This window comes from Nocardia sp. NPDC006630, assembly GCF_040611495.1.
Classification (GTDB): Bacteria; Actinomycetota; Actinomycetes; order Mycobacteriales; family Mycobacteriaceae; genus Nocardia.
Genome location: NZ_JBEXOK010000003.1, coordinates 126,479 through 152,682 on the forward strand (window position 1 = coordinate 126,479; position 26,204 = coordinate 152,682).

The following is a 26,204-nucleotide window of genomic DNA, read 5'->3' on the forward strand; positions in this document are numbered from 1 at the left end:
TGTTCGCATTCGGCCCGGTGCGTTCGGCGCGAGTTGCCTTGTCCGCGATCACGACCGACTGATTCGCCGCGTCGAACTGATTCGCCAGGTCGACCAGTGCGTCTCACGTCGTGTGTGCGCTGCCACTGTGCGGTTGCACTGCCGCTGTGTCGCTGCGCTGTCCCTGTGTCGCACTGACGTCGAATCCGGCACACCGGATTCGCGGCCGCCGACACCACGGTCCGGGGTTCTGCTGCCTCCCCCTCATCGATCGGAGATTCTTCGTGTCCGCATCAGTTCTGCGCCCCCTGCGCGCTCCCCGCGTACTGCGCCGCCTCACGGCCGTCGCCGCCGTCTCGGCGCTCGCTGTCTTCCCCGTCGCCTGTTCCTCCGATTCCGGCTCCACCTCGACCGCCAAGGCCGCGGACAAAGTGACCATGAGCGATCAGTGGATCAAAGCCGCCGACAGCGGTATGTCCGCCGCGTTCGGCACGCTCAGCAATGCCGGTGACAACCCGGTGCAATTGGTCGCCGCCTCCAGCCCGGCCTCGGCGCGGGTGGAGATCCACGAGGTCGTCACCGACGGCGTCGGCGGCGATAAGACCATGCGCCCCAAGGAGGGTGGGCTCACCATTCCCGCGCACGGATCGGCCACGCTCGAGCCCGGCGCCGAGCACCTGATGTTCATGGATCTGAAGCAGCCGCTGCGCACCGGCTCCGACACCCGGATCACGCTGGTGTTCTCCGACGGTTCCACCACGACCGTCACCGCGCAGGTGCGTGACTTCGCGGGCGGTCAGGAGAACTACGCCGCCCCTACCAGCGGCGCCGAGAGCCCCGCGCACGGTGGCTGAGCCGACCACACCGCATCCCTCCCGGCTCAGCAGGCGGCGCCTGCTGGGCGGGGGCGCCGCCGTCGCCGGAGCCGCGGGTGCGGCCGGAATCGGCTGGGGTGCGGCCACTCTCACCCATCGCGAACATCATGCCGATCCCGCACTCGAGACCGTCCCGTTCTACGGCCAGCACCAGGCGGGCATCGAAACCGAACCTCCGGGTGCGGCGGCCTTCGTCGGCTTCGATCTGAAGCCGGGTGTCGGGCGCGAGGACATCATCGGCGTGCTGAGGATCTGGACCGACGATGCCGCACGCCTGACCCAGGGCAAGCCCGCACTCGCCGATACCGAACCGGAGCTGGCCCAGCGCCCCGCCCGGCTCACGGTGACAGTCGGGTTCGGACCGGAGCTGTTCACGGTCGCCGGACTCGAGGACCGGCGCCCGAGCTGGCTCAAACAATTGCCGCCCTTCACCATCGACCGCCTCGACCCGGCCTACACCGGTGCGGACCTGCTGCTGCAGATCTGCGCCGAGGAGACCACCACGGTGTCGCATGCGGTGCGCGTGCTGTCCAAGCATGTGAAATCGCTGGTGCAGGTGCGGTGGGTGCAGCGCGGCTTCCGCAATGCGGCCAAGGGGCAGACCATGCGCAATCTGCTCGGGCAGATCGACGGGACGGTCAATATCGCCCCGCGCACAGTCGATTTCGATCGCCTGGTCTGGGATGACGGCGCCCGGCAGCAGTGGCTGGCAGGCGGTACCTCGCTGGTGCTGCGGCGCATTGCCATGAAGCTGGACACCTGGGACGAGCTCGATGCCGACGGCCGGGCCATCACCCTGGGCCGCCGCGATGCGAACGGCGCACCGCTCTCGGGCACACAGGAATTCGATGAACCGGATTTCGCCGCTGTCGACAAGTACGGCATTCCGGTCATCCCGCCGTCCTCGCATATCGCGCGTGCCCACCACACGCACGAGGGTGAGCGGTTCCTGCGTCGTGGTTACAACTACGACGAAGCGCCCGCGCCCGGCCAGGTGTCGAATTCGGGTCTGCTGTTCGTGTCCTGTCAACGCGATGTCGATGCGCAATACCTGCCGGTGCAGCAGCGACTCGCGGAGTTCGACGCGCTCAATCAATGGACCACACCGGTCGGTTCGGCTGTCTTCGTCCTCCCGCCCGGCGTGCCGGCGCCCGGCGGATACCTGGGACAGCAATTGTTCGACCGGTGACCCCGACCCGGCCGGACCTTCCATGAGGGGCGGCCCGGCCGGGTTCTAGGGTGACCAGCATGACCGTGCTGCGTTCGATCGTGCTGTTCGCACTGGCCGCCGTCGCGGAGATCGGCGGGGCCTGGCTCATCTGGCAGGGCGTCCGCGAACATCGCGGCTGGGAGTGGATGGGCGCCGGAGTCATCGCGCTGGGGTTGTACGGGTTCGTGGCAACCCTGCAGCCCGATGCGAGCTTCGGCCGTATCCTCGCCGCCTACGGTGGCGTGTTCGTGGCGGGATCGCTGCTGTGGGGCATGGCATTCGACGGCTTCCGGCCCGATCGCTGGGATGTGTCCGGTGCGCTGGTGTGCCTGGCCGGTGTCGCGCTCATCATGTACGGGCCCCGTTCAACGTGAAACCGGCTGTGGCCTCGGTGCATTCGCGCATCCGATGCACAACGGGGTGCGGCGCGGCCTGAGGCAGTGCGTGCAGAATTGCACGCGCAGAGGCGATTACGCATTCGCCCCGATCAGCGCGTCGACGAGAGTCCGCGCGGTCGAGATGGCGCTCTCGTCGCCGAGCCGGGCGGCGGTATTGGCCGCGGAAACCAGCGCATCGAGCTGGAAGGCCAGTGCGTGCGGATCGTGCACACCCGCATAGCCTTCCTCCTGCGCGCGCCGAATCTCCTTCTCCAGCAGCGCAAACCAATCCGACCGGTCTGCTGACAGCGCATCCCGCACCGGACCGGGGCGGCTGTCGAATTCCGACAGACCCGCAACCCGGAAGCAACCGCCCGGTAGCACCGGCTCATCGATATACGCGAACCAGTGCGCGATGAAGGACCGCAGGCGCGCGATGCCCTTCGGCTCGGACAGCGCCGGGCGCACCACATGGTCGATGAAGACCTGACGCGCCGATTCGACGGCGGCCAGTTGCAGATTCTCCTTGGTGCCGAAGAGCGTGGCCACACCGCTCTTGCTGACCCCGAGATCGGTCGCCAGCCGGCCCAGGCTCAATCCCGTCAGGCCCTCCACCGAGGCCACATCGGCGGCATGCCGGGCGATGCTGGCACGAGCGCGAGCGCCCTTGAGTAGGCGCTGATCGGAAACCTGCTGCTCAGCAGTGTGCATCGGCTCGGACATTCTTCCAGTCTCGCATTATCTGTTGCGAAAACGCACGATCGGTCGTACTTTTCAACAATACGAACGATCGTGCGTACAGTTTCCTTCCGGCTTGTCACCTCCGCTCGAAAGCCTCGACATGACAGACCTCTCCGCGCGGCCGCCCGCCGTGCCGCCACACGCCACCGGTTCCGGCATTCCAGGCACACCTGCCACCACTGCCGAACCGCACACCACGCCTGCGCCGCGCTTCGCACCGCAGCCCGCATCCCCACCGCAGCCCGCATCCCCGCCTCGGCCCGCAGCGCCGCCACCCTCATCAGCAGTACTGCCGTCCACATCACCGCCACCGGCTACCTCCGCAGCGCCCGCCGACCGATCGACCAAGCGTGCCCTGCTGGTGGCATGCGGTGCGGCATTTGTTGCCTTCCTGGATCTTTCGGTCGTCAATATCGGCTTCCCCGCCATCGGCCGCGACTACCCGCACACCGCACCGGCCACCCTCACCTGGGTGGTCAGCGGATACGCGGTGGCCTTCGCCGCACTGCTCACCCCCGCCGGACGCCTGGCCGACGCACTGGGGCGGCGGCGCGTATTCCTCGGCGCCCTGGGCGGATTCGCCCTGACCTCACTGCTGTGCGCACTCGCCCCGGGAGCGGACTGGCTCATCACCGGGCGCTTCCTGCAGGGCGCCACCGCCGCTTTCCTCATTCCCGCCGGTCTGAGCCTGGTCCTGAGCCTCACCCCGCCCCAGCGCATCGGTGTGGCCATGGCCGCGTGGACCGCGGCCGGCGGATTCGCCGCGACGGTCGGACCGGCCGCCGGCGGGGCGCTGGTCGAATGGTTCGGCTGGCGTTCGGTTTTCGTCATCAATGTGCCGATCGCGGTAGTGCTGATCGCGCTCGGACTCACCCTCACCGTCCGCGAGAGCGGACACTCCGACGGACTGCCCGATCTGATCGGCACCGCCGCCACCGGGCTCGGCATCGGCGGTGTGGTGGCCGCGGTGACGCAGGGGCAGCAGTGGGGCTGGGATTCCTGGCGCACGCTCGCCTGCGGCATCGGCGGACTGGCGCTGCTGGCCCTGGCCCTGTGGCGCTCGCGGCGGCATCCACGACCGGCCATTGCCGTCACCCTGTGGCGCAGTCACCGGTACGCGCTGGTCAATGCCGTGGCATTCGTGTTCGGCGCGAGCATGTTCGCGTGGCTGCTGGCCGGACCGCTGTGGCTGGCGAATGTGTGGCACTACTCGGTGCTGCAGTCCGCGGGCCTGATGACCATCGGGGCCATCGCCTCCATGGTGACCGCGATCCCCGCCGGCCGCGCCCCCGAGAACGTACAGCGCTGGCTGGGCGTCGCCGGGGCGCTCATGTTCGCCGCGTCCACCCTCTATATGAGCACCGATGTCTGGAACGCCACGCCCGCACTCTGGAGAGCGTGGGTGCCCGCCGGCATTCTGGGCGGTGGCGGCCTCGGAATAGTCATCACCGTGCTGGGCACCGCCGCCGCGAGATCGCTGCCACCGCAACGCTTCGCCGCAGGCGTCGGCATGAACCTCACCGCCCGGCAGTCCGGTGGTGCGCTCGGTGTCGGCGTACTGGCCGCCGTCTTCGCCGCACACCCCGGCAATCCGCTCACCGCGTTCCATACGCTGTTCGCCGTCTGCGCGGTCATCGCCGTGGTCGCCGCCGCACTCGCCGCCCTGCCCGCCCGTGCCGAGGAGGCAAACCTATGACCAGTTACGACCTGCGCACCCGCAAGGACGACCCGGCCGTCTTCGAGGACCCGATGCTGCTGTCCGACACCGCGGCCCGCGAACTGCTGCGCCCGGTGCCGTGGCGGCGCTTCGCCGTGATCGGTGATTCCATCGCCGCGGGTACCGGTGATCCCGCCATCGGATTCGCCATGCTGCCCTGGGCCGATCGCCTGGCCGGCTGGCTGCGCGCGGCACATCCGGAAACCCGCTACCTCAACACCGGCCGCACGGGCGCGACCCTCGGCGAGATCCGCGCGGAACAGCTTGCCGCCCTGCACGAATTCCATCCGGATCTGGTGTTCGTCAATGGCGGCGGCAATGACCTCATGCGCCGCGAAGCCGATCTCGGTGCCGTGGAACAGGATCTGGACCGGCTGTGCGGGGAGGCGACCGCCACCGGCGCGCGCCTGGCCCTGTTCACCCTCGCCGATGCCTTCACCGGTCCGCTGCAACCGCTGCGCCCCCGCTTCGCCGCCTTCGCCGAGGCCGTGCGCCGGACCGCGGCCCGCCACGACGGCATTCTCGTCGAATTCTGGGGGCACCCCGCCCGCCTGCGCCCGGACTGGCTCAGCGCCGACCGTATTCACCTGACCATGGCGGGTCAGGCCATCGTCGCCGCCGAGCTCGCGAAATCGCTGGCCCGCCACGCGGACTCGGGACCGGACGGCGAGTAGGCCCGGCCCCGCTCAGACAGAACCGCACAGGGTGCAATGGGGCACCCTGTGCGGCAATGGTTTCGGCGAGTTGCTCAGTGCCAGTTCTTCAGTGCCAGAGCGTGGCGATGAAAACATTCAGAATCGCCAGGCCACCGGCCGCATGTGTCATCCACGGCAACGCCTTGCCGCGCTTGGCATCGGCGCGGCCCACTTCGGCGAAGCCCGCGACCAGCACCGCCACCACCAGTTTGGTGATGACCTTCGGCATATTCAAGTCCTTGTCGAGCGAGTCGATCGACTCGGCCATGCCGACCAGAATGATGCCGGTGACGAGCTGGGCGCGCGCGCCCCACACCATCAGTTCCGAGACGCGCGGCTGGGCGGCGATATATCCGCCGACCACTGCCGCCATACCCAGCAGATGCGCTACGACGACCAGGTTGTAGACGAAGTCCATGACTGCACACCGTAGTTGATCGGCACTCGTCAACGACAGGCGGTAGTACCGGAAAAGGCAGCTGATGGGCGGTACGAATGTGTCTCACGACCTACCCGCGAACGAGTTTCACGCCCCCGCGGGCCGGGTAGTCCACCTCCAGTGACTCTCTGTGTCGAAGGGAGAGTTTCCCGTTGCGGGCAGTAACCGGGTAGGAGAAGCAGGTGGCGGTTGTACTCGTGCTGCGGGCACACGGACTGGGTGATCTTCTCACCGCGGTCCCCGCGCTACGCGCACTGCGCCGGGCCCGGCCCGGGGACCATATCGCGCTCGCCGCACCGCACCGGCTCAAACCCATTGTGGACCTGATCGCCTCCGTCGACGAGATGGTGCCGACCACCGATCCGGCCGCGATCCGCTGGGACGGTGCGCCGCCCGCACTCGTGGTCAATCTGCACAGCGCCACCGCCGAGAGCATTGTGGAACTCAATCGCACACGGCCCGAACAGATTCTGACCTATCGCAATCCCGCCTTCCCCGATCTGGACGGACCGGACTGGCCCGCCGAGATGCATGACGTGGACCGCTGGTGCTATCTGCTGGAAACCGCGGGCATCAGCGCCGACCGCCGCAATCTGGGCCTGGTGCCGCCGGTCGCGAGCACCAGCCACCGCGACTGCGTGGTCGTGCACATCGGCGCGGGGGCACCCGCACGCCGCTGGCCGCCGGACCGGTTCGCGGCGGTGGTGCGGCATCTGCTGGTGCAGGGTCGCGATGTCGTCCTCACCGGGGACGAGACCGAACGCGATATCGCCCTCGGTGTCGCGGCCCGTGCCGGATTGGCCCCGGCCCGGGTGCTCGCGGGTCAGCAGAACCTCATCGAATTGGCCGCCACCGTCGCCGAGGCCGCCCTCGTGGTGTGCGGGGACACCGGGGTAGCCCATCTCGCAACGGCTTTCGGCACCCGCACGGTGCTGCTGTTCGGTCCCACCCCGCCCAGCCGCAGCGGTCCGCCACCCCACCTATTGGGTCGCCATGCCGTGCTCTGGGCCGGGCAGATCGGCGATCCGCAGGGCGACACGCCGGACCCGGGCCTGCTGAAGATCGACGTGCCCGAGGTTGTCAATGCCATCGACAAACAGTTGCGCAAGCGCCCCTGGCCCGGCACGGGCATGGATCGCCGTGGGCAGCAGGCCTATCGGCGCGTGGGCTGAATCGCTCCGCCCTAGGTCTCCGCGATATCAGCGCGCGCATTCGACAGGGCCGCGGAATACGCCGCGATCGCACTCGGCCAGAACTGCTCCAGATAGTCCCGCGCATCGGCCAGACCGCGCGGGTCCAGACAGTAGAGCCGCCGATTGCCCTCGGGCTGGACCATCACCAGGCGGGCCTCGCGCAGCACCTTCAGATGCTGCGACGCCGCCGAGCTGGTGACACCCACGGCGGCGGCCAGCTCACCGACCGATCGCGGACCTGGTGGCAGCGCTTCGAAGATGGCCCGCCGAGTGGGATCGGCAAGCGCGCTCAGTACCGCGACTCCATTAGCGACCACTTAAGCAGGGTGTCCATCGCCGATGATCATGTCAATACACGCCGAGGGGCCCATCGCCGAGGTCATACCAAAATTACCTGCGTGTCGTTACCTGTCCGTAACCTGCGAACTGGGCTTTCGGGTCGACGTGACGGCGATTACACGGTTTCTCGACTGGTTATAACCTCCCGTACGTTCAGTCCATGCCCGTAACCGTTCCGTTATCCAGAAGCCGTCAGGCCCGCCGGTACCGCGCGGCGGCCACCCGTGCAGTAGCCGTGACCGCGGTCGTCGGCGCCTCCATGGCCGCGCTCGCCGCCGTCGATCCGCACGCCGATGCGAATACCGATACGGTCGCCGCGACCCACACCGCGGAGTTCACCGCCTTCACCCCGCGCGAAGCGCAGATGCCGCAGACCGTGCCGCCGGAGGTCCTCGACTTCCTGAAGAACCTGGGCATCGAACAGGCCCGCCCGAAAACCGTTCGCCCGGTGAGCGGTCCGCTGACCTCCGGCTTCGGGGTCCGCTGGGGCGCCATGCACGCCGGCATCGATTTCGGCGAGGGCTTCGGCACGCCGATTCGCGCGGTCACCGACGGCACCGTCATCGAGGCCGGTCCGGCCTCGGGCTTCGGCCTGTGGGTGCGCGTGCAGCAGGACGACGGCACCATCGGCGTCTACGGCCATATGCAGGACATCCTGGTGCAGACAGGCCAGCAGGTGCGCGCCGGCGACGAGATCGCCACCGTGGGCAATCGCGGCTACTCCACCGGACCGCACCTGCACTACGAGGTGCACACCGCCCCGGGCTCGGCCATCGACCCGCTGCCCTGGCTCGCCGGGCGCGGCATGGATGTCGGCTAGACAATCGGAAAAAGCCAAGCGCCGCAACGGTTATCGATGAGGGGTTACCGCTGCGGCCGTCCGGGGCAAGAACGCTGACAGCCTCGCCCGGAGCACTCCGGGCGAGGCTGTTCTAGTACCCGGGTACTACGTGCGAACCACACCTTCGGGGGACGTGGCCGCCGCAATCGCGACCATAACGTCGGGATATGACCACCGCTGCCCTCGCTCCCGCCCTTCGACGGCTGCATCGCCCCCTGCTCGTCACCTCCGCCGTCATGATCACGCTCGCCGTATTCTCCCTGTGCGCCATGCTCTTCGACGATCGCATGCTGCTGCACGAATCGGTGTGGCTCAAACCGCTCAAGTTCGCCGTCGCCTTCACCCTCTACACCGGCACACTCGCCTGGCTGCTGTCCTTCCCGCACCGGGGGCAGCGGCTGACGTGGTGGATGGGCACACTGTTCGCCCTGACCGCCTTCGTCGATGTCGGATTCATCGCGCTGCAGGCCGCGCGCGGCACCTTCAGCCACTTCAATACCCAGACCGATCAGGTCAACAGCATCGGGCAGATGGTCTTCGCCTCCGGCGTGCCGGGCCTGTTCGTCGCGAATCTGGTGATCGCACTGACACTTTCGTGGCAGCACATCACCGATCGGCCCACCACGCGCGCCATTCACGCCGGACTCGCGATCGCCGTGGTCGGTATGGGCCTGGGCTATCTCATGGGTTTCACCGGTAAGCAGGAGACCACCGACGCCTACGGCCATCCGGTGGAGCTGGCCGCCGGGCACACCGTCGAGCACGGCCGGCCCGTGGTCCGCGACGGGGTCGGCGGGATACCGGTCACGCACTGGAGCACCGTCGGCGGCGATCTGCGCATCCCGCACTTCGTCGGACTGCACGGCATCCAGATCCTGATCGTGGCCGCCTTCGTCCTGGCCCGCCTCGCACCTCGGGTGCCGTGGTTGCGGGCCGAACGCGCACGCGCCGACCTGATCTGGGTCCTGGCCCTCGGGTATGCCGGACTGCTCGGGGTGCTGCTGTGGCAGGCACTGCGCGCCCAGCCGCTCACGCACCCCGATGCCGCCACCCTCACCGGATTCGGCGCGGTCGCCGCCGTGGTGGCGGCGGGCACCGGCCTGGTCTACGCGCTGCACCGCCGCGACAGTTCCTCGAGCGAGCCGCTCACCACGCAGCTGCCTAGCGCAACCGCTCGGCCTCACGTGTCAGCTTCACCAATATCGCAGTGAGATCGGACAGTTCGATGGAATCGGCGCCCTCGGCGACGGCGGTGGCGACATCCTCGGCCGCACACCGGGCCGCGAACCAGCGGTCGGACAGATCCGCGACCTCCCCGGCCGTCAGCACCACCGAATCCTCCGGAATGCCGGTGCCCTTCACACTGTTTCGATGCTCGTAGGCCCGCTGCCGGCAGGACTGGCGGCAGTAGCGCCGACGGCGCCCGACCTCGGAATCGGCGATCTCTCTGCCACACCATTGGCAGGGCGGCGTCAGGCGGCGCGACATGACCGGAGACATTAACCGTTGCGGGCGCTGACCGGGCGCTTGGCACGCCGGAGCAAAGTCATACGGCCGAACGAGTAGAATGACTGGGTTCTCCCCACGGGAACGGAAGCCTGCGCTTCTACGTTCAGTAGGTAGAAGCGTTGAACTGAAGTCAAGACGTTGCCGATAGGCGAGAAGGGACCGCACTCATGGCAGATCGCGTACTCCGTGGCAGTCGGCTCGGAGCGGTGAGCTACGAGACCGACCGCGACCACGACCTGGCTCCCCGTCGGATGGCGAAGTACCGGACGGACAATGGCGAGGAATTCGATGTTCCCTTCGCCGATGACGCCGAGATCCCCCCGACCTGGCTGTGCCGCAACGGCCAGGAGGGCATCCTGCTCGAGGGCACCACACAGGAGCCCAAGAAGGTGAAGCCGCCGCGTACGCACTGGGACATGCTGCTGGAGCGTCGCAGCAAGGAGGAGCTCGAGGAGCTCCTGCAGGAGCGGATGGATCTGATCAAGAGCCGTCGCCGGGCGTAATACCGCCGGACATACACGAAACGAGCCCCTTCCCGATCCGGGAGAGGGGCTCGTTTCGTGGTGTTGCTAGTGGCTGGCGACCTTGCGGTAGCGCAGCAGCGACAGCGGCACGGCAACGGCGAGGATCGCGAGCGAGCACAGCACCGAGTACTCGATGCAGTGGTCGGCGGGCCAGCCCGTGGCCGCGGTGAACCCGGGCGGGGAACCGTTGGCGAAGAGCTTGCGCCCGGCCGCCGAGACGGCGGTGATGGGATTCCAGGCCGCGACGGTGCGCAGCGGCCCCGGCAGCGTCTCCCCCGAGATGAACGCCGAGGAAATGAAGGTCACCGGGAACAGCCAGATCAGGCCCGCGCTCTGGGCCACCTCGACACTCGGCGAGAGCAACCCGGTGAGCGCGCCGATCCAGGACATGGCGAAGGCGAACAGCAGGATCACCGCGAAAGCCATGACGGCATCGATGATTCCGCCGTTGATCCGCCACCCGACCGCGTACCCGCAGCCGACCATGACGGCCAGGGCGAGAATATTGACCACCAGATCCGACAGCGTGCGGCCCATGAGCACCGCCAGCCGCGACATGGGCAGGGTGCGCATGCGGTCGATAATGCCCTTGTGCAAGTCATTGGCCAGGCCGACGGTGGTGAAGGCCGCATTGAAAGCCACTGTCTGCGTGAAGATTCCGGCCAGCAGGAATTCGCGGTACTGCCCGCCGCCCAGGGACGCCCCGAAGATGTAGGCGAACAGGAAGACGAACATGAGCGGCTGGATGGCGGCGGTCACCAGCAGCGTCGGCACGCGCAGGATGGTCAGCAGATTGCGGTAGGCGACGATGGCGCTGTCCCGAATGGCCCTGGGCAGCAGGATGGGCGAGGCGCCGCCGGGTTCACGCTGTCTGTCCTGCGCCGCCGCGGTCTCGGGGGCGGGAGCGGTGGTGGTCACGAGAGGATCTCCTCTTGCACGGTGTCGGTGCGTCGGGCCGCTGCTTTGCGGTCCGCGGATTTGCCGGTGAGAGAAAGGAATACGTCGTCGAGGCTGGGCCGGTGCACGGTGGCGTCGACCACGCACACGCCCGCGTCGTCCAGGCGGCGCAGCGCTTCGACCATGGTGCGGGTGCCGTCGCCCACGACGACGGTCACCTGATCGATGTCGGCGTCCGTGCTGGGCTCGCCGAGGCCGACCTGGGCCAGAATCTGCTTGGCGGGCTTGGGATCCTGACCCGCCGCGAGGGTGACGGTGAGTTTGTCGCCGCCGATGGAGGTCTTGAGCTCATCGGCCGACCCGCGGGCGATCACCCGCCCGCGGTCGATGACGGTGATGCGATCGGCGAGCAGATCGGCTTCCTCGAGGTACTGGGTGGTGAGCAGCACGGTGGTGCCGTCGTCCACCAATTCGCCGATGACCCGCCACATATCGATGCGCCCGCGCGGATCGAGACCGGTGGTCGGTTCGTCGAGCACCACCACCGGCGGACGGCACACCAGTGCCCCCGCCAGGTCGAGCCGGCGCGACATACCGCCGGAGTAGGTGCCCGCCTGCCTGCCCGCCGCATGTTCGAGCCCGAGCGCGGCGAGCAGTTCGGTGGCGCGTTCGGCGGATTTGCGGTGGCTCATGCCGTACAGCCGCGCCACCATGCGCAGGTTCTCGAAGCCGGTCAGATTGGCATCGACCGCCGCGTACTGCCCGGACAGGCCGAGCCGGGTCCGGGCGCGGGCCGGATCCTTCAGCACGTCGATGCCCGCCACCCGGACGCTCCCCGCACTCGGGGCCAGCAGGGTGGTGACGATCCGGACCGTGGTGGTCTTACCGGCGCCATTGGGCCCGAGCAGGCCCATGACGGTGCCGGACGGGATCTCCAGATCCACCCCGTCCAGCACTCGGACCTTGCCGTAGTACTTGACCAGGCCGTCCACTTCTACCGCGAGGCTCATCGGCTTCCCTCCCGCTGGGTGCGTGAAACGTTGGTGGACAGGTGATCCCGCAGTACGGGTCCGATCACTGCGAGGGATTCGGGCGTGGTCATGCCCGAGTGCCGGCAGCGCACGAGCTGATCGCGCACCACGCCGGTGATGTGGGGATCCCAGGCCGCGGCGCAGCGGTCCGGATCGGCCCGGTTGATCTCGTCGTCGGCGGCGGTGAAGAAGAGCAGATCGCCGATGAAGACGCGCGGGTCGAAATTGTGCGCGAGCACCGCGCCATTGGCATAGCCGGTGTAGAGCCGTTCCAGATGGTCGACGGTCAGGGCCGCGAACGGTCCCGGCCGGCTGCGCAGGAATTCCGCCGCCTCCTGCAGGCTCATGCGCGGATCCACATCGGTGGTGCCGCCGAGCAGGTCGCTGCCGAATTCGCCGATGATATCGGCGACGCTGGGCACCGCCTCCTCGAGCCACTGATCGGAGAGCTGGTAGCTGTCCATGAGCGCGAGCAGCGCCACCTCCTCCCCGGCCTCCTGCAGCTGTACCGCGATCTCGTGGGCGAGCAGACCGCCCAGCGACCAGCCGAGCAGATGGTAGGGACCCTGCGGTTGCACCGACTTCATATGCGCCACATAGCTTCTCGCGGCTTCGGCGGCGGTGCGGTGATCATTGTCGCCGCTGACGTGCGGCGCCTGCAGACCGTAGACGGGCCGATCGGCGGGCAGGTGCGCGAGCAGTCCGGCAAAACACCAGGCCAGCCCGATCGCCGGGTGTATGCAGAACAGCGGTGGCACACCGGCTTCGGTGATCGGGCGCAACGGCAGCAGCGGTTGCAGTGCGACGGCCAGGGCGGCCCCCGCATCACCGTCGGCGTCGGCGAGGCGGCGCGCGATGGCGGCGGGGGTGGATTCGCCGAACATGGCCTGCACCGGCAGGTCGACGCCCGCCGCCCGCAGCTGCGAGACCACCTTGGTGGCCAGCAGCGAATTACCGCCCAGTTCGAAGAACCCGTCGTCCACCCCGACCTGCTCGACACCGAGCACGTCGGCGAAGGCGGCGCACAGTGCCGCTTCGGTCGCCGTGCCGGGCGCCCGGTAACCCTCGCGGGCCGCGAAGACCGGTTCGGGCAGGGCATCGCGATCCAGCTTGCCCACCGGCGAGAGCGGCACCCGGTCCAGCAGCATGATCGACTGCGGGACCATGTAATTGGGCACCAGTTCCGCCACATGCGCGGTCAGGGCGTCCACGGAGGGTGCGGTCCCGTTGCGCGGCTTCACATAGGCCACCAGTGCGGTCGCACCGGCCGGCGTGCGGTGGCCGATGGTGGTGGCGAACTCCACCTCCGGATGCCGGGCCAGGGCCGCGTCGATCTCACCGAGTTCGATGCGGAAACCGCGAATCTTGACCTGATGGTCGGTGCGGCCCATGTACTCCAGATCCTGCACGCGGCCGCCGCGCTCGATCCAGCGCACCAGATCGCCGGTGCGGTACATGCGCTCGCCGGGCTTGCCGAACGGGTTGGCCACAAAGCGCTGTGCGGTGAGCCCGGGCCGGCGCAGGTAGCCGCGCGCCAGTGCGGCGCCGGACAGCTGCAGTTCACCGGTGACCCCGGCGGGGACCGGGTGCAGCCGGCCGTCCAGGACGGTGGCCTGCACACCGCGGATGGGTCCGCCGATGGTGATGTGGCCGCCCGGGTTCATCGGCTGCGACATGACCGTCACGATGGTGGTTTCGGTGGGCCCGTACACGTTGTAGAGCTTGCGGCCCGGCGCCCAGCGGGTGACCAGGTCCGGCGGCAGCGCCTCACCGCCGACGAGGACATGGCGCAGCGCGGTGACACCGGCCGGATCGACCGTGCCCAGCGCCGAGGTGGTGATGAAGGCGTGGGTGATGCCCTCCTGCACGAACACTTGGCCCAGTTCCGCACCGCCGACCACGCCGGGCGGGCTGATCACCAGGGTGGCGGCGCCGCCGAGCGCGAACAGCAGATCGAGCATGGCGGCGTCGAAACTCGGTGTGGCGAAATGCAGTACCCGGCAGCCGGGGCCGACCTCGAAGCGCTGCGCGGTTTCGGCGGCGAAGTTGGACAGACCGCCGTGTGTGACCACTACGCCCTTGGGGATGCCGGTGGAGCCGGAGGTGTAGATCACGTACGCCGGATTGTCCATGCGCAGCGGGCCGGTGCGCTCGTCATCGGTGATGGGCGCATCCGAGGCCGCCAGCACCCGGCGCCGGAACGAAGGCGCGTCCAGCACAGTCCAATTCGCGCCGTCGGGCATGCGCTCACGGTGTGCGGCGAGGGTGATGCCCACGGCCGCACCGGAGTCCAGCAGCATATGGCTGATGCGCTGCTCCGGGTAATTGGGATCGACGGGCACGAACGCGGCGCCGGCCTTGGCGATGGCCAGGGTGACGGCCACCGATTCGGCCGAGCGCGGAATACCCATGGCGACCAGGGTTTCCGGGCCGACGCCGTAGCTGATGAGTGTGCGCGCCAGCCGGTTGGTCCAGCGGTCGAGTGCGTCGTAGGAGATCTGGGTGCCTGCCGCCCGCACCGCGATGGCCTGGCGGTTGAGATTGGCCGCGGCTTCGAACACCTCGGGGAAGGTGATCGGCAGCCCGGCTTCGGCCCCGCGGACCGGCGCCAGCGCCGACCATTCGCCGGAATCGAGCAGTGCCAGATCACCCACGGCGGTGGCGGGATTCGCCACAGCCGCACCGAGCAGTCGCACGAACCGGTCCGCCAGGCGCTGCGCGGTGTGCTCGTCGAACAGGTCCGTCGCATAGTTCACCGAGACCGTGATGCCGTCGGGCTGACGACCCGGCGTCCAGGATTCGGTGAGCGTGAACTGCAGATCGAATTTGGCCAGACCCGGATCGGCGTCGTCGGCCTCGATGCGCAGGCCGGGCAGTTCCAGCACCTGCGCGGGTTGGTTCTGCACCGAGAGCATGACCTGGAACATCGGGTGATGTGCCTGGGTGCGTGCGGGATTGAGCACCTCGACGAGCCGTTCGAACGGTACGTCGGCGTGTGCGAAGGCCTCCAGATCGGTATCGCGGACCGCCCGCAGCAGATCGCCGAAGGCGGCGTCGCGGTCGAGCCGGGTGCGCAGGACCAGGGTGCCGACGAACATGCCGACCAGCTGATCCAGCGCCGGATGTCCGCGCCCGGCAATGGGGGTGCCGACGGTGATGTCGTCACCGGCGGTGAGGCGGTGCAGCAGGGCGACGAGCGCGGCGTGCAGCACCATGAACATGGTGACGCCGTGTTCGGCTGCCAGGGACTGCAATTCGCGGTGGGTGAAGGCGTCGAGGGTGCAGTCGACGGTGCCGCCGCGATAGGTGGGCACCGGCGGCCGCGGGCGGTCGGCGGGTACCGACAGCAGTTCGGGACTGCCGTCCAGGGCCCCGCGCCAGTAGTCGAGCTGCTTGCTGATGACCGAATCCAGATCGCTTTCGCGGCCCAGCACATCCTGCTGCCACAGCGTGTAATCGGCGTACTGGATGGGCAGTTCGGGCCAGTCCGGTTCCTGCCCGCCGGCGTGTGCGCTGTAGGCGGTGGCCACATCGACCGCGAGCGGGCGCAGTGACCAGCCGTCCATGGCGATGTGGTGCACCACCAGGACCAGGACGTGTTCGTCGCCCTCGGCACCGGCGGCGCCGGTCAGGCGCAGCAGGGTGGCGCGCAGCGGCACCGTGGTGGCGAGGTCGAATCCGGCGGCGGCGATCCGGCGGATCTCACCGGGAACGTCCGCGGCCGCGACGGTGCAGACCGGCAGCGCCACCGCGGCTTCGACCGCGTCGAGCACGTGCTGACACGGCTCGCCGTCGACCTCGGGGAAGACGGTGCGCAGTGTCTCGTGCCGAGTTTGCACCGCGTGCAACGCCGCGCGCAGGGCCGGAACATTCAGTTCGCCGCGCAGGCGCAGGGCCACCGGAATGTTGTACGCGCCCATGGCTTCCGCATTGGCGCCGGAGGCATTGAACTTCTCCAGGAACCACAGCCGCCGTTGTGCGGCCGACAGCGGAATCTGCGGCGGACGGGTGCGGCGCCGCGGTTCGGGTCGCAGATCCGTCGAGGCAGGTCCGGCGTCGAGCTGTGCCGCCAGTCCGGCCACGGTGGGTGCGGCGAAGACGGCACGCACTTCGAGGCGGACACCGGTGGCGGTCGCCAGGCGGGCCACCAATTGGGTGGCGAGCAGCGAGTTTCCGCCGACCTCGAAGAAGCTGTCGTCGGCGCCGAGCTGCTGCGCGCCGACCAGTTCGCCCATGACCTCCGCGACCAGCAGTTCGGTGTCGGTCTCCGGATCACGGGAGATATGCGCGAGGACGGCCTGGGGTTGCGGCAGTGCGTCGCGGTCGAGCTTGCCGACCGGGGTCAGCGGAATGTGGTCGAGCAGTGTGAGACTGCTCGGCACCATGTGCACGGGCAGATGCTCGGCGCAGTGCACCCGCACCTGCTCCAGGTCGAGCTCCGGCCCCGCGGGCAGCACATAGGAGACGATCCTCCTGGTACCCGCGATATCGCGGACCTCGGTGTGCGCGAAGCGGATTGCCGGATGCGAGGTGAGCACCGCGTCGATCTCGCCGAGCTCGATGCGGAAACCGCGCACCTTGACCTGATGATCGCTGCGGCCGAGGTAGACGAGCTCGCCCGCGGCGGTCCAGCGCACCACGTCTCCGGTGCGGTACATGCGCGAACCCTCCGGCCCGTACGGGTCGGCGATGAATCGTGCTGCGGTGAGATCGAATCGGTCGATATAGCCACGGGCCGTGCCCTGGCCGCCGACATACAGCTCACCGGGCACACCGACCGGTACCGGGCACAGGCGCTCGTCGAGCACCACCGCACGGGCGCCGCGCACCAGGGTGCCGATGGTGACCGGCACTCCCGGCTCCATGGGTCCGGCCATGGTGACGACCACCGTGGCCTCGGTGGGCCCGTAACCGTTGAACATGCGGCGTCCGGGCGCCCAGCGCGCCACCAGTTCCGGGCCGCAGGCCTCACCGCCGACCGCGACCGCGCGCAGATCCGGCAGTTCCCAGCGCTCGCGATCGATGGTGGCCAGGGCGGCCGGGGTCAGGAAGGTGTGGCTGATCTGCTCCGCCTCCATGAGCGCGGCCAGTTCGTCACCGCCGTAGATATCGGCGGGCACGATGACCATGGTGGCGCCGGAGCCGATCGCGAGCAGCAGATCGAAGATGGCGGCGTCGAAACTCGGCGAGGAGAAGTGCATGGTGCGCGAATCCCGCTCCACGCGCATGCGATCGCGAATCTCGTCGGCGAAATTGGAGAGTCCGCCATGGGTGACGGCCACACCCTTGGGCCGCCCGGTGGAACCGGAGGTGTAGATGACATAGGAGAGATCACCGGTCCACAGCGTGGAGATGCGGTCCACATCGGTGACCGGACTGTCGTCGAGCACCTCCAATTCCTCGATCAGCTCGGGATTGTCGAGCAGCATCCACTCGATGGGGTGGTCGCCGGCCGCGGCGTGCAGTCGCGGCGCGTGCTCGGTCATGCTGATGCCGACCCGGCAGCCGGAGTCGGAGAGCATGTGCCGCACCCGATCCGCCGGATAGCCGGGATCGACCGGGACGAAGGCCGCCCCGGATTTGGCGACCGCCAGCACCGACAGCACCGACTCCGCCGAACGGGTGAGACCGAGGGCGACCCGATCGCCCGGGCCGATGCCCTGGGCGATGAGCGCCCGCGCCAGGCGGTTCGAGTACACATCCGATTCCAGATACGTCAGTGCCGTCTCACCGAAGCGCAGGAATTCACGCTCGGGATTCAGATGCGCGGTGGCCGCGAAGTAGGCCGCCAGACTGCACTGCGGTTCCGGCGCCGGTCCCCAGGCGGGAGTGAGCAATTCGCGTTCGACATCGGTGCGCGCGTCGATGGCGCGAATGCGCACCCGCGGATCGGCGGTGACGGTATCGAAGATCCGCACCAGGCGCTCGGCGAGCACCTCGATCGTCTGCTGGTCGAACAGCTCTGCGGCATAGACGAATTCGTAGGACCGCTGATCGGCCTCGGGACGGTCGCCGGGCAGCACCCGCAGTTCGAGGTCGAATTTCGCGAGGGCGATATCGAGCTCCTCGGCCTGCAGGCCCAGGCCCGGCAGCTGCAGGGCCGGCAGCGGCGTGTCCTGCACGGTGAGCGCGACCTGCAGCAGCGGGCGCATGGCCCCGGCGCCGCTGCCGAGCTCCTCCACCACGCGTTCGAACGGAACTTCCGCATTGGCCATGGCGGCCAGTTCGGTATCGCGGTCGGCCTGCAGCAGTTCGGCGAAGCTGCGGTCCGGATCCACCTCCGAGCGCAGCACCAGGGTATTGACGAACATGCCGACCAGCTCGTCCAGACGCGTATCGGTGCGCCCGGCGACCGGGGTGCCGATGACGATGTCGCGGCCGCCGGTCACCACGCGCAGCAGGATGGCGAGGGTGGAGCGCAACACCATGAACATGCTCACGCCATTGGCGCGGGCGGTGTCGGCCAGGCGGTGCTGCAGGGTCTCGGGCACCTCGAAGCGCACCACGCCGGAGCGCTGGGTGGCCTCGATCGGGCGCGGCCGGTCGTAGGGCAGCGGCATTTCCTCCGGCAGGTCCGCCAGCGCGGTGCGCCAGTAGGCCAGCTGGGTGGCGGCCGAGCTCTCCGGATCCTGCTCCTGGCCCAGGCATTCGCGCTGCCACAGGCTGAAGTCCGCGTACTGCACCGGAAGTGGCGTCCACTTCGGCGCGACACCGCCGTGCCGGGCACTGTAGGCCAGCGCCAGATCGCGGGTCAGTGGGCCCAGCGACCAGCCGTCGGCGGCGATGTGGTGCAGCACGATGCCGAGCTGATGCCGTCGTTTCCCGGTGCGCAGCAGGGTGATTCGCAGCGGGATCTCGTGCGCCAGATCGAAGCCGCGCCGGGCCAGCGAGCGCAGCGCGGTGCGGGCGCCCACATCATCGGTCTCGACGGCCTCGAGCACCGGCAGGCAGCGGGCGGTGTCCAGCAGCACCTGGCTGGCGCCGTGCTCGTCCTCGGGGAAGACGGTGCGCAGCACCTCGTGCCGCTCGATCAGGTCGGACAGGGCCGCCTGCAGGGCCGCCACATCCGGATCGCCGTCGATTCGCAGCACGAACGCAATGTTGTAGGCACTGGATTCGGGGGAATATCGATTCAGGAACCACAGTCGCTGCTGCGGCAGCGACAGTGGAATGCGCTCCGGACGCGGGGTGTGCACAGCCAGCGCTGCCCGCTGCGTCCGGGGCGCCTCCTGCAGGCGCACGGTCACACCCGCTACGGTCGGCGCCTCGAAGATGGCACGGACCGGCAGTTCCACCCCGAATTCGGTGTGCAGGGCCGCGGTGAGCCGGGTGGCCAGCAGCGAATTGCCGCCGATCTCGAAGAAATTGTCTTCCGCGCCCTGTACTTCCGCGCCGAGCACGGTGCCGAACACCTGCGCGACCTGCTGTTCCAGCTCCGATTCCGGGGCGCGCGAGGGTGCGACGGCCGCGAAATCCGGTGCGGGCAGCGCCTTGCGATCGAGCTTGCCGGACGGGGTGACGGGCATGGCGTCGAGCACGGTCAGCGCCGAGGGCACCATGTACCCGGGCAGCCGGCCACGTGCGTTCTCGAGCACCGCGGCGATATCCACCTCGGTGTCGGCGGTGAGATAGGAGACCAGACGGCCGATTCCGCGTTCGTCATTGTGGACGACGGTGAGCGCGAAGGTGATTCCCTCGTACGAGCGCAGCACATGATCGATCTCGCGCAGTTCGATACGGAAGCCGCGAATCTTGATCTGATCGTCGGCGCGGCCCAGGAAGCGCAGCTGCCCGGCGCCGTCGGAGACCACCAGATCGCCGGTGCGGTACATGCGCTCACCGCGCCGGCCGTGCGGATTGGCCGGGAAGGACTGCGCCGTCAGGCCGTGCCGTCCGAGATAACCGCGTGCCAGGCCGGGCCCGGACAGGTACAGCTCACCCGCGACACCCGGCGGCACCGGGTGCAGGCGGGCGTCGAGCACGAACAGCCGCATACCGCGCACCGGCAGGCCGATGGGCACGGGACGGCCCGCGATCATGGGTCCGGTGGCGGTGGCCGCGACCGTCGCCTCCGACGGGCCGTACATATTGTGCATGCGGCGCACCGGCAGGTGCGCGGGCCGCGACTGCGGATCGGTCCAGACCCGGACCAGTTCCTCGGGGCAGGCCTCGCCGCCGACGATGACCGCTTCCAGATCGGGCAGGTCCTCGGCCGGGACGGTGCCGAGCGCGGCGGGGGTGACAAAAGCGTGGGTCACCCGCTCCTCGCGCAGCAGTGCCGCCAGCTCCGCGCCGCCGAAGATACCGGCGGGCGCGACGACCAGGGTGGCCCCGGAGGCGAAGCCGAGCAGCAGCTCGAGCACCGAGGCGTCGAAGCTCGGCGATGAGAAGTGCAGGGTGCGTGCGGAATCGGTGACCCGGAACAGATGCATCTGCTCGCGGGCCAGCGAGGCGATGCCCGCGTTGGTGACCACGACGGCCTTGGGCTTACCCGTGGAGCCGGAGGTGTAGATGAGGTACGCCGGTCCGGCGGTGCGCAATGGATGGTGCCGGTCGGCATTGGTGACGGGCGACAGCGGGTGCCGCGCGCATTCGTCGGCCAGCTCCTGCGAGCCGAGCAGCAGCCAGTCCACATACGTCTTGCGGTGCCGCCCACGGTTTCCCGGCCAGTCCGGCATTTCCGCGTGCCGGTCCGGGCTGGTGAGGCCGAGCATGGCGCCGGAATCGGAGAGCATGTGCGCAATGCGCCCGGCCGGGTAGTCCGGATCGATGGGGACGTAGGCGGCGCCGGTCTTGGCCACCGACCACACCGCGAGAATGCAGTCCAGGCTGCGCGGCAATGCCACCGCGACCACGACCTCCGGACCCGCGCCGTGCTCGATCAGCACCCGCGCCAGGCGATTGGAGCGCTCGTCGAGTTCCCGGTAGGTGGTGTCCCGGCCGAGGTAGCGCACGGCCACCGCATCGGGCAGCCGCTCGGCGGTATCGGTGAGCAGTCGGGCGAGGGTGCTGGAGGCCTCGGCCGGAGATCCCGTGATGGGCACCAGCTTGGCGATCTCGCGGGCATCCAGCAGCGGCAGATCGCCCACCGGAATGGTCGGGTCGGCGACGGCCGCGGCCAGGATCGCGCCGAAGCGCCGGGCGATGGCCTCCACCGTGCTGTGGTCGAAGACGTCTGCGGCATAACCGAATTCGGCGGTGAGCGGCATATCCTCGGACGCGATGCCGAGCGGTTCGTGCACGGTCAGCTGCAGATCGAATTTGGCGATGTCCACGTCCATGGACTGCACCGTGGCGAGGACGCCGGGCAGCTGGATGCTCAGCTCCGGAGTGCTGTCGTAGGACAGCATGACCTGGAACAGCGGATGCCGGGCGGCGGACCGCTCCGGATTGACCACCTCCACCAGGCGCTCGAACGGCACATCGGCATTGGCGAAGGCATTGAGGTCGGTATCGCGGACCTCGGCGAGCATGCGATCGAAGCCGGCGGCCGGATCGACACGGGTGCGCAGCACCAGGGTATTGACGAACATACCGACAAGCTCGTCCAGCGCCGGATCACTACGGCCCGCGATGGGCGTGCCGATCGCGATATCGACCGTATTGCACAGGCGCGCAAGCACTGTCGCCAGCGCGGCGTGCAGCACCATGAAGGTACTCACGCCGCGCTCGGCCGCGACGGCGGCGAGCCGGCGGCGGATATCGGCGGGAATGGTGAATTCCACCCGGCCACCCTCGGTGGAGCGCTGCCGCGGGCGCGGGCGGTCCAGAGGCAGATCCAGCTGATCGGGCAGATCGGCCAGGGCCGCCCGCCAGTAGGCCAGCTGCTTGGACAGCGCGCTGGCCGGATCGGCTTCGTCGCCGAGCAGTTCCCGTTGCCACAGTGCGAAATCCGCGTACTGCACCGGCAGCGGCGTCCAGGCGGGGGCCGCACCCTCGGCACGCGCGGCGACGGCGACCATGATGTCGCGGGTCAGCGGTGCGATGGACCAGCCGTCGCCGCTGATGTGGTGCAGCACCATGAGAAACAGGTATCGCTCGGGCCCGGTCTCGTACAGCGCCACCCGGACCGGGGCCTGACTGCGCAGATCGAAACCGTATCCGGCGAATTCCGTGGCGAGGGTGCGGACATCGGCCTCGGTGGCATCGATCGGATCGAGGGTCAGCGGGATCTCCGACGCCGGATGCACCTCCTGGCACGGGCCTTCGGGAGTATCCGGGAAGGTGGAGCGCAGGCTTTCGTGCCGCTCCAGCACATCCACGAGACCGGCCCGCAGCGCCGCGATGTCCAGCGGCCCGGCAAGTTCCACCGCGAGCGGCATGTTGTAGGCGGCGGCATGTTCGGCGAAGCGGTTCAGGATCCACAGCCGCTGCTGTGCCAGCGACAGCGGAATGTGGTCGGGACGTTGTGCCGCAATGAGTTTCAGTGAGGCGGTTTCCCCCTGCAGGCTGTCGAGCCGACCGGCCAGGGCGGTGACGGTGGAGTATTCGAACAGGTCGCGAATGGTGACGCTCGCATCGAGGGCGGCGTTCACCCGGGCGATGGCCCGCGCGGCGGTGAGCGAATTGCCGCCGAGGTCGAAGAAATTGTCGGTGACGTCGATGTCCTCGGTGCCGAGCATCTCGGCGAAGACGGCCGTGATCTGCCGCTCGACCTCGGTGCGCGGGGCGGCGACGGTGCGGGCGGGGCGGCGCGCGGCCACATCCGGATCGGGCAGTGCCTTGCGGTCCACCTTGCCGTTGGCGCTGAGCGGTAGTTCGTCGAGCACCATGATGACCGGCGGCACCATATAACTGGGCAGGACGCGGCGCAGACCGGTGGTGAGTTCGGCCGGATCGAGCGGTGCGACGCCGGGGGCGGTCACCGCGTAGGCGGCGAGTTCATCGCCGCCGCGCCCGCGCCGGGCCACGCAGACCGCGCGCGCGATCCGCTTGTCCGACAGCAGGGCGGCCTCGATCTCGCCGAGTTCGATGCGCAGGCCGCGGATCTTGACCTGGAAATCGCTGCGGCCCAGGTATTCCAGGACACCGGTCCGGCCACCGCGCCAGCGCACCAGATCACCGGTGCGGTACATGCGGGTGCCGGGGGTGAAGGGGTTGGCCACGAAGCGATCCGAGGTCAGCGCGGGGCGGCCGAGGTAGCCGCGCGCCAGCTGCACACCCGCCAGGTACAGCTCACCCACCACGCCGGGCGCGACCGGCTGCATGCGGGCGTCCAGCACATAGGTGCGGGTGTTCCAGATGGGTGCGCCGATGGGCACGTCCGTCGCACCGGGCGTGCAGTGCCAGGCGGTGACGTCGACGGCCGCCTCGGTGGGGCCGTAGAGATTGTGCAGCTGCGGGGCGGTGGGACCGGTGCCGAGCGCGGCGTGGAACTCGGCGACGGTGGCGGCGGGCAGCGCCTCACCACTGCAGAAGACCCGGGCCAGGCCGGTGCAGCCGGCCACATCGGTATCGGTGAGGAACACCGACAGCATGGACGGCACGAAATGCGCCGCGGTAACGCCCTTGTCGGCAATGATCCGGGCCAGATAGCCCGGATCACGATGCCCGTCGGGGGCGGCGATGAGCAGGCGCGCGCCGATCTGCAACGGCCAGAAGAACTCCCACACCGAGACGTCGAAGGTGGCGGGGGTCTTCTGCAGCACCACATCGGTGCTGTCGAGCGGATAGGCGTGCTGCATCCAGCGCAGCCGGTTGACGATGGCCGCGTGAGTGACGCCGACGCCCTTGGGCTTACCGGTAGAGCCGGAGGTGAACAGCAGATAGGCCAGGTGATCGGCGCGCAGCGGGGCGAGGCGATCGGCATCGGTGATCGGGCGCCCGCCGTATGCGGACAGATCGGCGGTGTCGATATCGAATCTGGTTGCCTGCGCGGGCAATTCGAGCTTGTCGCGGGAGGCGGTCAGCACACACACCGGATGCGCCTGCTCGAGGATCTGCTCCAGGCGCTCGACCGGATGGTCCGGATCCAGGGGCAGATAGGCCGCACCCGCCTTCACCACGGCGTACATGCCGATGAGCAGGTCGAGGTGCCGGCGGATGGCCAGGCCGACCACCGTGTCCGGACCGGCGCCGCGCGTGATGAGCTCGCGGGCAAGGCGATTGGCGCGCTCGTCGAAGGCGGCGTAGGTGAGGGTCTCTCCCTCGAAGTCCAGGGCCACCCGGCTCGGGCACATGGCGGCCCGGTCGGCGAAGAGCCCGGCCAGGGTGCCCTCCTGGCGGGCGACCTGGGTCGAATTCCATTCGTGCAGTACGCGTTCGCGCTCGAGATCGGTGAGGGCGGGCAGATCGCCGACGGCGGACTGCGGGTCGGCGCGCAGGAAGCGCTCCAGGAAATCGAGGAAACGGCCGTGGTGCATGGCCAGTTCGGCATCACCGTACAGGCGCGGGTTGGCCTCGAAATCGATGTGGATGCGGTTGCCGCCGCCGTTGTAGAGATTGATGGACAGGTCTTCGACCGGACCGGTGGAGACCACATTGAGCGAACCGACGAGGCTGCCGAACTTCAATTCACTGTGGAACAGCATGAGATTGACCATGGGTCCGAAGAACCCGCGGGCGTCCCGGGAGTAGCCGCAGTCGCGGCGGATGTCATCGCTGCGGTAGCGCTGATGCCGCAGCGCACCGGTGATCTGCAGTTCGACGGCGCGCACGGTATCGGCGACGGAGACCGATCCCTCGAAACGCACCCGGATCGGCACCACATTCGACACCACACCCGCGGAACGGCGCAGCGCCACGGTGGTGCGCGCCGAGACCGGCAGGCTCAGCACCACATCCTGGTTGCCGGTGACCGACCGCACGTAGCAGGCCAGGGCGGCCACGAAGAGCGCGGAGGTATTGGAGCCGAAGGTGGTTGCCGCGGTCTGCACGGCGGCCTCGACCTGCTCGCTCAGCATCGCGGTGGCGCAGCGGCGGCCCACATCGGAGGAGGCGGCGGCAATGCTGCTGGCGGACAGGGTGATCGGCTCGCTGACGCCGTCGAGCTGTTCGCGCCAGTAGTCGCCGTCATTGCGGAAACGGCTGGTATCGCGGTAGCGGATCTCGTCGCCGTAGATGGTGGACAGCGGCGTCGCGCGGGAAACCACCGGCTCCGTATGACTTTCGAGCGCCGTGTAGATCTCGGCGGTGCGGGTGGTCGCGTTCATGGCGCCGTACCCGTCGATGACGATGTGGTGGCCGCGCGTGTACCAGATGTAGGCCGAATCCCCGGTCCGCAGCACCACATTGATGGTCAGCGGATCGTGTTCGATATCGATGGCGGAGTTGGCGTGGTCGTTCATCCACGCCAGGGCCGCGGCGCGCGGATCCGGCTCCTCGCGCAGATCGATGCGCGCCCAGCCCGGCCGCCAGGTGGGATCGACCACCTGGTGCGGCACCCCGTCGAGCTCCAGCAGCCGCACATGGCCCACCTCGGTCTCCGCGCCGAACCGCTCGATGGCGTACAGCAGCCGGCCGACATCCAGATCGCCGTGGATCTCTACGTACTGGGCGATGGTGAGCGGAATATCGGGCCGGATGCGTTGCGCGTACCAGAGGGCCGATTGCGCGGGAGACAGCGCGAAAGGTTGAGCCGAGAATTCACCCGAAGAACATTGGTCGACACGATCGGTGGCCAATGAACTCATCAAACACTCCTTCTGCCGCTGTAAGACGCAACTCCCCGAACCCCGGCGGGCCGTCCTCCCGGATTTCGCGCACGCGCGATCCGTAGGACGTGATCCACGCCCTATGATTCGGAGCCTCCCGCCGAGTGGACGGGTGTTGATCTCGAGTTGCTCTGCGGCGAACAGTGTTGGCGGAGCTTATTTTTCGACAGCTACCTCAAGGCAAA

The 26,204-nt window shown here is 68.8% G+C and carries 16 protein-coding genes; 9 read left to right on the forward strand and 7 right to left on the reverse strand.

The window, feature by feature from the left end; all coding sequences use genetic code 11:
• Positions 1 to 263: 263 nt before the first annotated feature.
• The 3 genes from ABZX86_RS08785 to ABZX86_RS08795 are packed head-to-tail and all read left to right on the forward strand — an operon-like array spanning position 264 to position 2,438.
• Complete coding sequence (locus tag ABZX86_RS08785; protein WP_355121538.1) at positions 264 to 833, forward strand: copper chaperone PCu(A)C; 570 nt, start codon at positions 264 to 266, stop codon at positions 831 to 833.
• Complete coding sequence (locus ABZX86_RS08790) at positions 826 to 2,043, forward strand: Dyp-type peroxidase (RefSeq protein ID WP_355121540.1); 1,218 nt, start codon at positions 826 to 828, stop codon at positions 2,041 to 2,043. The genes ABZX86_RS08785 and ABZX86_RS08790 overlap by 8 nt, the downstream gene beginning before the upstream one ends.
• A gap of 59 nt (positions 2,044 to 2,102) precedes the next feature.
• Positions 2,103 to 2,438, forward strand: a complete 336-nt coding sequence (locus ABZX86_RS08795; protein WP_327139656.1) for a YnfA family protein — start codon at positions 2,103 to 2,105, stop codon at positions 2,436 to 2,438.
• A gap of 96 nt (positions 2,439 to 2,534) precedes the next feature.
• On the opposite strand, the gene ABZX86_RS08800 is transcribed toward ABZX86_RS08795, so the two are convergent.
• Entirely contained in the window at positions 2,535 to 3,164 is a 630-nt protein-coding gene (locus ABZX86_RS08800; RefSeq protein ID WP_355121542.1) for a TetR/AcrR family transcriptional regulator, read from the reverse strand.
• Between the two features lie 118 nt (positions 3,165 to 3,282).
• Here ABZX86_RS08800 and ABZX86_RS08805 point away from each other — a divergent pair, with 118 nt between their 5' ends.
• Both ABZX86_RS08805 and ABZX86_RS08810 read left to right on the forward strand, forming a co-directional pair.
• Positions 3,283 to 4,878, forward strand: coding sequence for an MFS transporter (locus ABZX86_RS08805; RefSeq protein ID WP_355121543.1), 1,596 nt, complete (start codon positions 3,283 to 3,285; stop codon positions 4,876 to 4,878).
• Positions 4,875 to 5,573 carry an SGNH/GDSL hydrolase family protein gene (locus ABZX86_RS08810; RefSeq protein WP_355121545.1) on the forward strand — a complete coding sequence of 233 codons (699 nt, stop codon included), beginning with the start codon at positions 4,875 to 4,877 and terminating at the stop codon, positions 5,571 to 5,573. The genes ABZX86_RS08805 and ABZX86_RS08810 overlap by 4 nt, the downstream gene beginning before the upstream one ends.
• 88 nt (positions 5,574 to 5,661) lie before the next feature.
• On the opposite strand, the gene ABZX86_RS08815 is transcribed toward ABZX86_RS08810, so the two are convergent.
• Positions 5,662 to 6,012 (reverse strand): hypothetical protein, encoded by a 351-nt coding sequence (locus ABZX86_RS08815; RefSeq protein WP_355121547.1) that lies wholly within the window; start codon positions 6,010 to 6,012, stop codon positions 5,662 to 5,664.
• A 203-nt stretch (positions 6,013 to 6,215) separates the two neighbouring features.
• Between ABZX86_RS08815 and ABZX86_RS08820 the strand changes: the two genes are divergently transcribed.
• Entirely contained in the window at positions 6,216 to 7,205 is a 990-nt protein-coding gene (locus tag ABZX86_RS08820; RefSeq protein WP_355121549.1) for a glycosyltransferase family 9 protein, read from the forward strand.
• 11 nt (positions 7,206 to 7,216) lie between these two features.
• On the opposite strand, the gene ABZX86_RS08825 is transcribed toward ABZX86_RS08820, so the two are convergent.
• Positions 7,217 to 7,543 (reverse strand): metalloregulator ArsR/SmtB family transcription factor, encoded by a 327-nt coding sequence (locus ABZX86_RS08825; RefSeq protein WP_355121551.1) that lies wholly within the window; start codon positions 7,541 to 7,543, stop codon positions 7,217 to 7,219.
• A gap of 182 nt (positions 7,544 to 7,725) precedes the next feature.
• Here ABZX86_RS08825 and ABZX86_RS08830 point away from each other — a divergent pair, with 182 nt between their 5' ends.
• Together ABZX86_RS08830 and ABZX86_RS08835 are read left to right on the forward strand one after the other, a co-directional pair.
• On the forward strand, positions 7,726 to 8,385 hold the full coding sequence (locus tag ABZX86_RS08830) for a M23 family metallopeptidase (RefSeq protein ID WP_355121553.1): 660 nt from the start codon (positions 7,726 to 7,728) through the stop codon (positions 8,383 to 8,385).
• Between the two features lie 188 nt (positions 8,386 to 8,573).
• Complete coding sequence (locus tag ABZX86_RS08835; RefSeq protein WP_355121555.1) at positions 8,574 to 9,617, forward strand: hypothetical protein; 1,044 nt, start codon at positions 8,574 to 8,576, stop codon at positions 9,615 to 9,617.
• Here ABZX86_RS08835 and ABZX86_RS08840 read toward each other — a convergent pair.
• Positions 9,568 to 9,894, reverse strand: coding sequence for a hypothetical protein (locus tag ABZX86_RS08840; RefSeq protein WP_355121557.1), 327 nt, complete (start codon positions 9,892 to 9,894; stop codon positions 9,568 to 9,570). The two genes, ABZX86_RS08835 and ABZX86_RS08840, sit on opposite strands and share 50 nt — an antisense overlap.
• 188 nt (positions 9,895 to 10,082) lie before the next feature.
• Here ABZX86_RS08840 and ABZX86_RS08845 point away from each other — a divergent pair, with 188 nt between their 5' ends.
• Positions 10,083 to 10,418, forward strand: coding sequence for an RNA polymerase-binding protein RbpA (locus tag ABZX86_RS08845; protein WP_297617393.1), 336 nt, complete (start codon positions 10,083 to 10,085; stop codon positions 10,416 to 10,418).
• A gap of 66 nt (positions 10,419 to 10,484) precedes the next feature.
• Here the strand turns inward: ABZX86_RS08845 and ABZX86_RS08850 are convergent, their stop codons facing one another.
• From ABZX86_RS08850 to ABZX86_RS08860, 3 genes are all read right to left on the reverse strand, one after another.
• Complete coding sequence (locus ABZX86_RS08850; RefSeq protein ID WP_355122579.1) at positions 10,485 to 11,276, reverse strand: ABC transporter permease; 792 nt, start codon at positions 11,274 to 11,276, stop codon at positions 10,485 to 10,487.
• Between the two features lie 77 nt (positions 11,277 to 11,353).
• Positions 11,354 to 12,346, reverse strand: a complete 993-nt coding sequence (locus tag ABZX86_RS08855) for an ATP-binding cassette domain-containing protein (RefSeq protein WP_355121559.1) — start codon at positions 12,344 to 12,346, stop codon at positions 11,354 to 11,356.
• Positions 12,343 to 25,998 carry an amino acid adenylation domain-containing protein gene (locus ABZX86_RS08860; protein ID WP_355121561.1) on the reverse strand — a complete coding sequence of 4,552 codons (13,656 nt, stop codon included), beginning with the start codon at positions 25,996 to 25,998 and terminating at the stop codon, positions 12,343 to 12,345. The genes ABZX86_RS08855 and ABZX86_RS08860 overlap by 4 nt, the downstream gene beginning before the upstream one ends.
• Between the last annotated feature and the right edge of the window lie 206 nt (positions 25,999 to 26,204).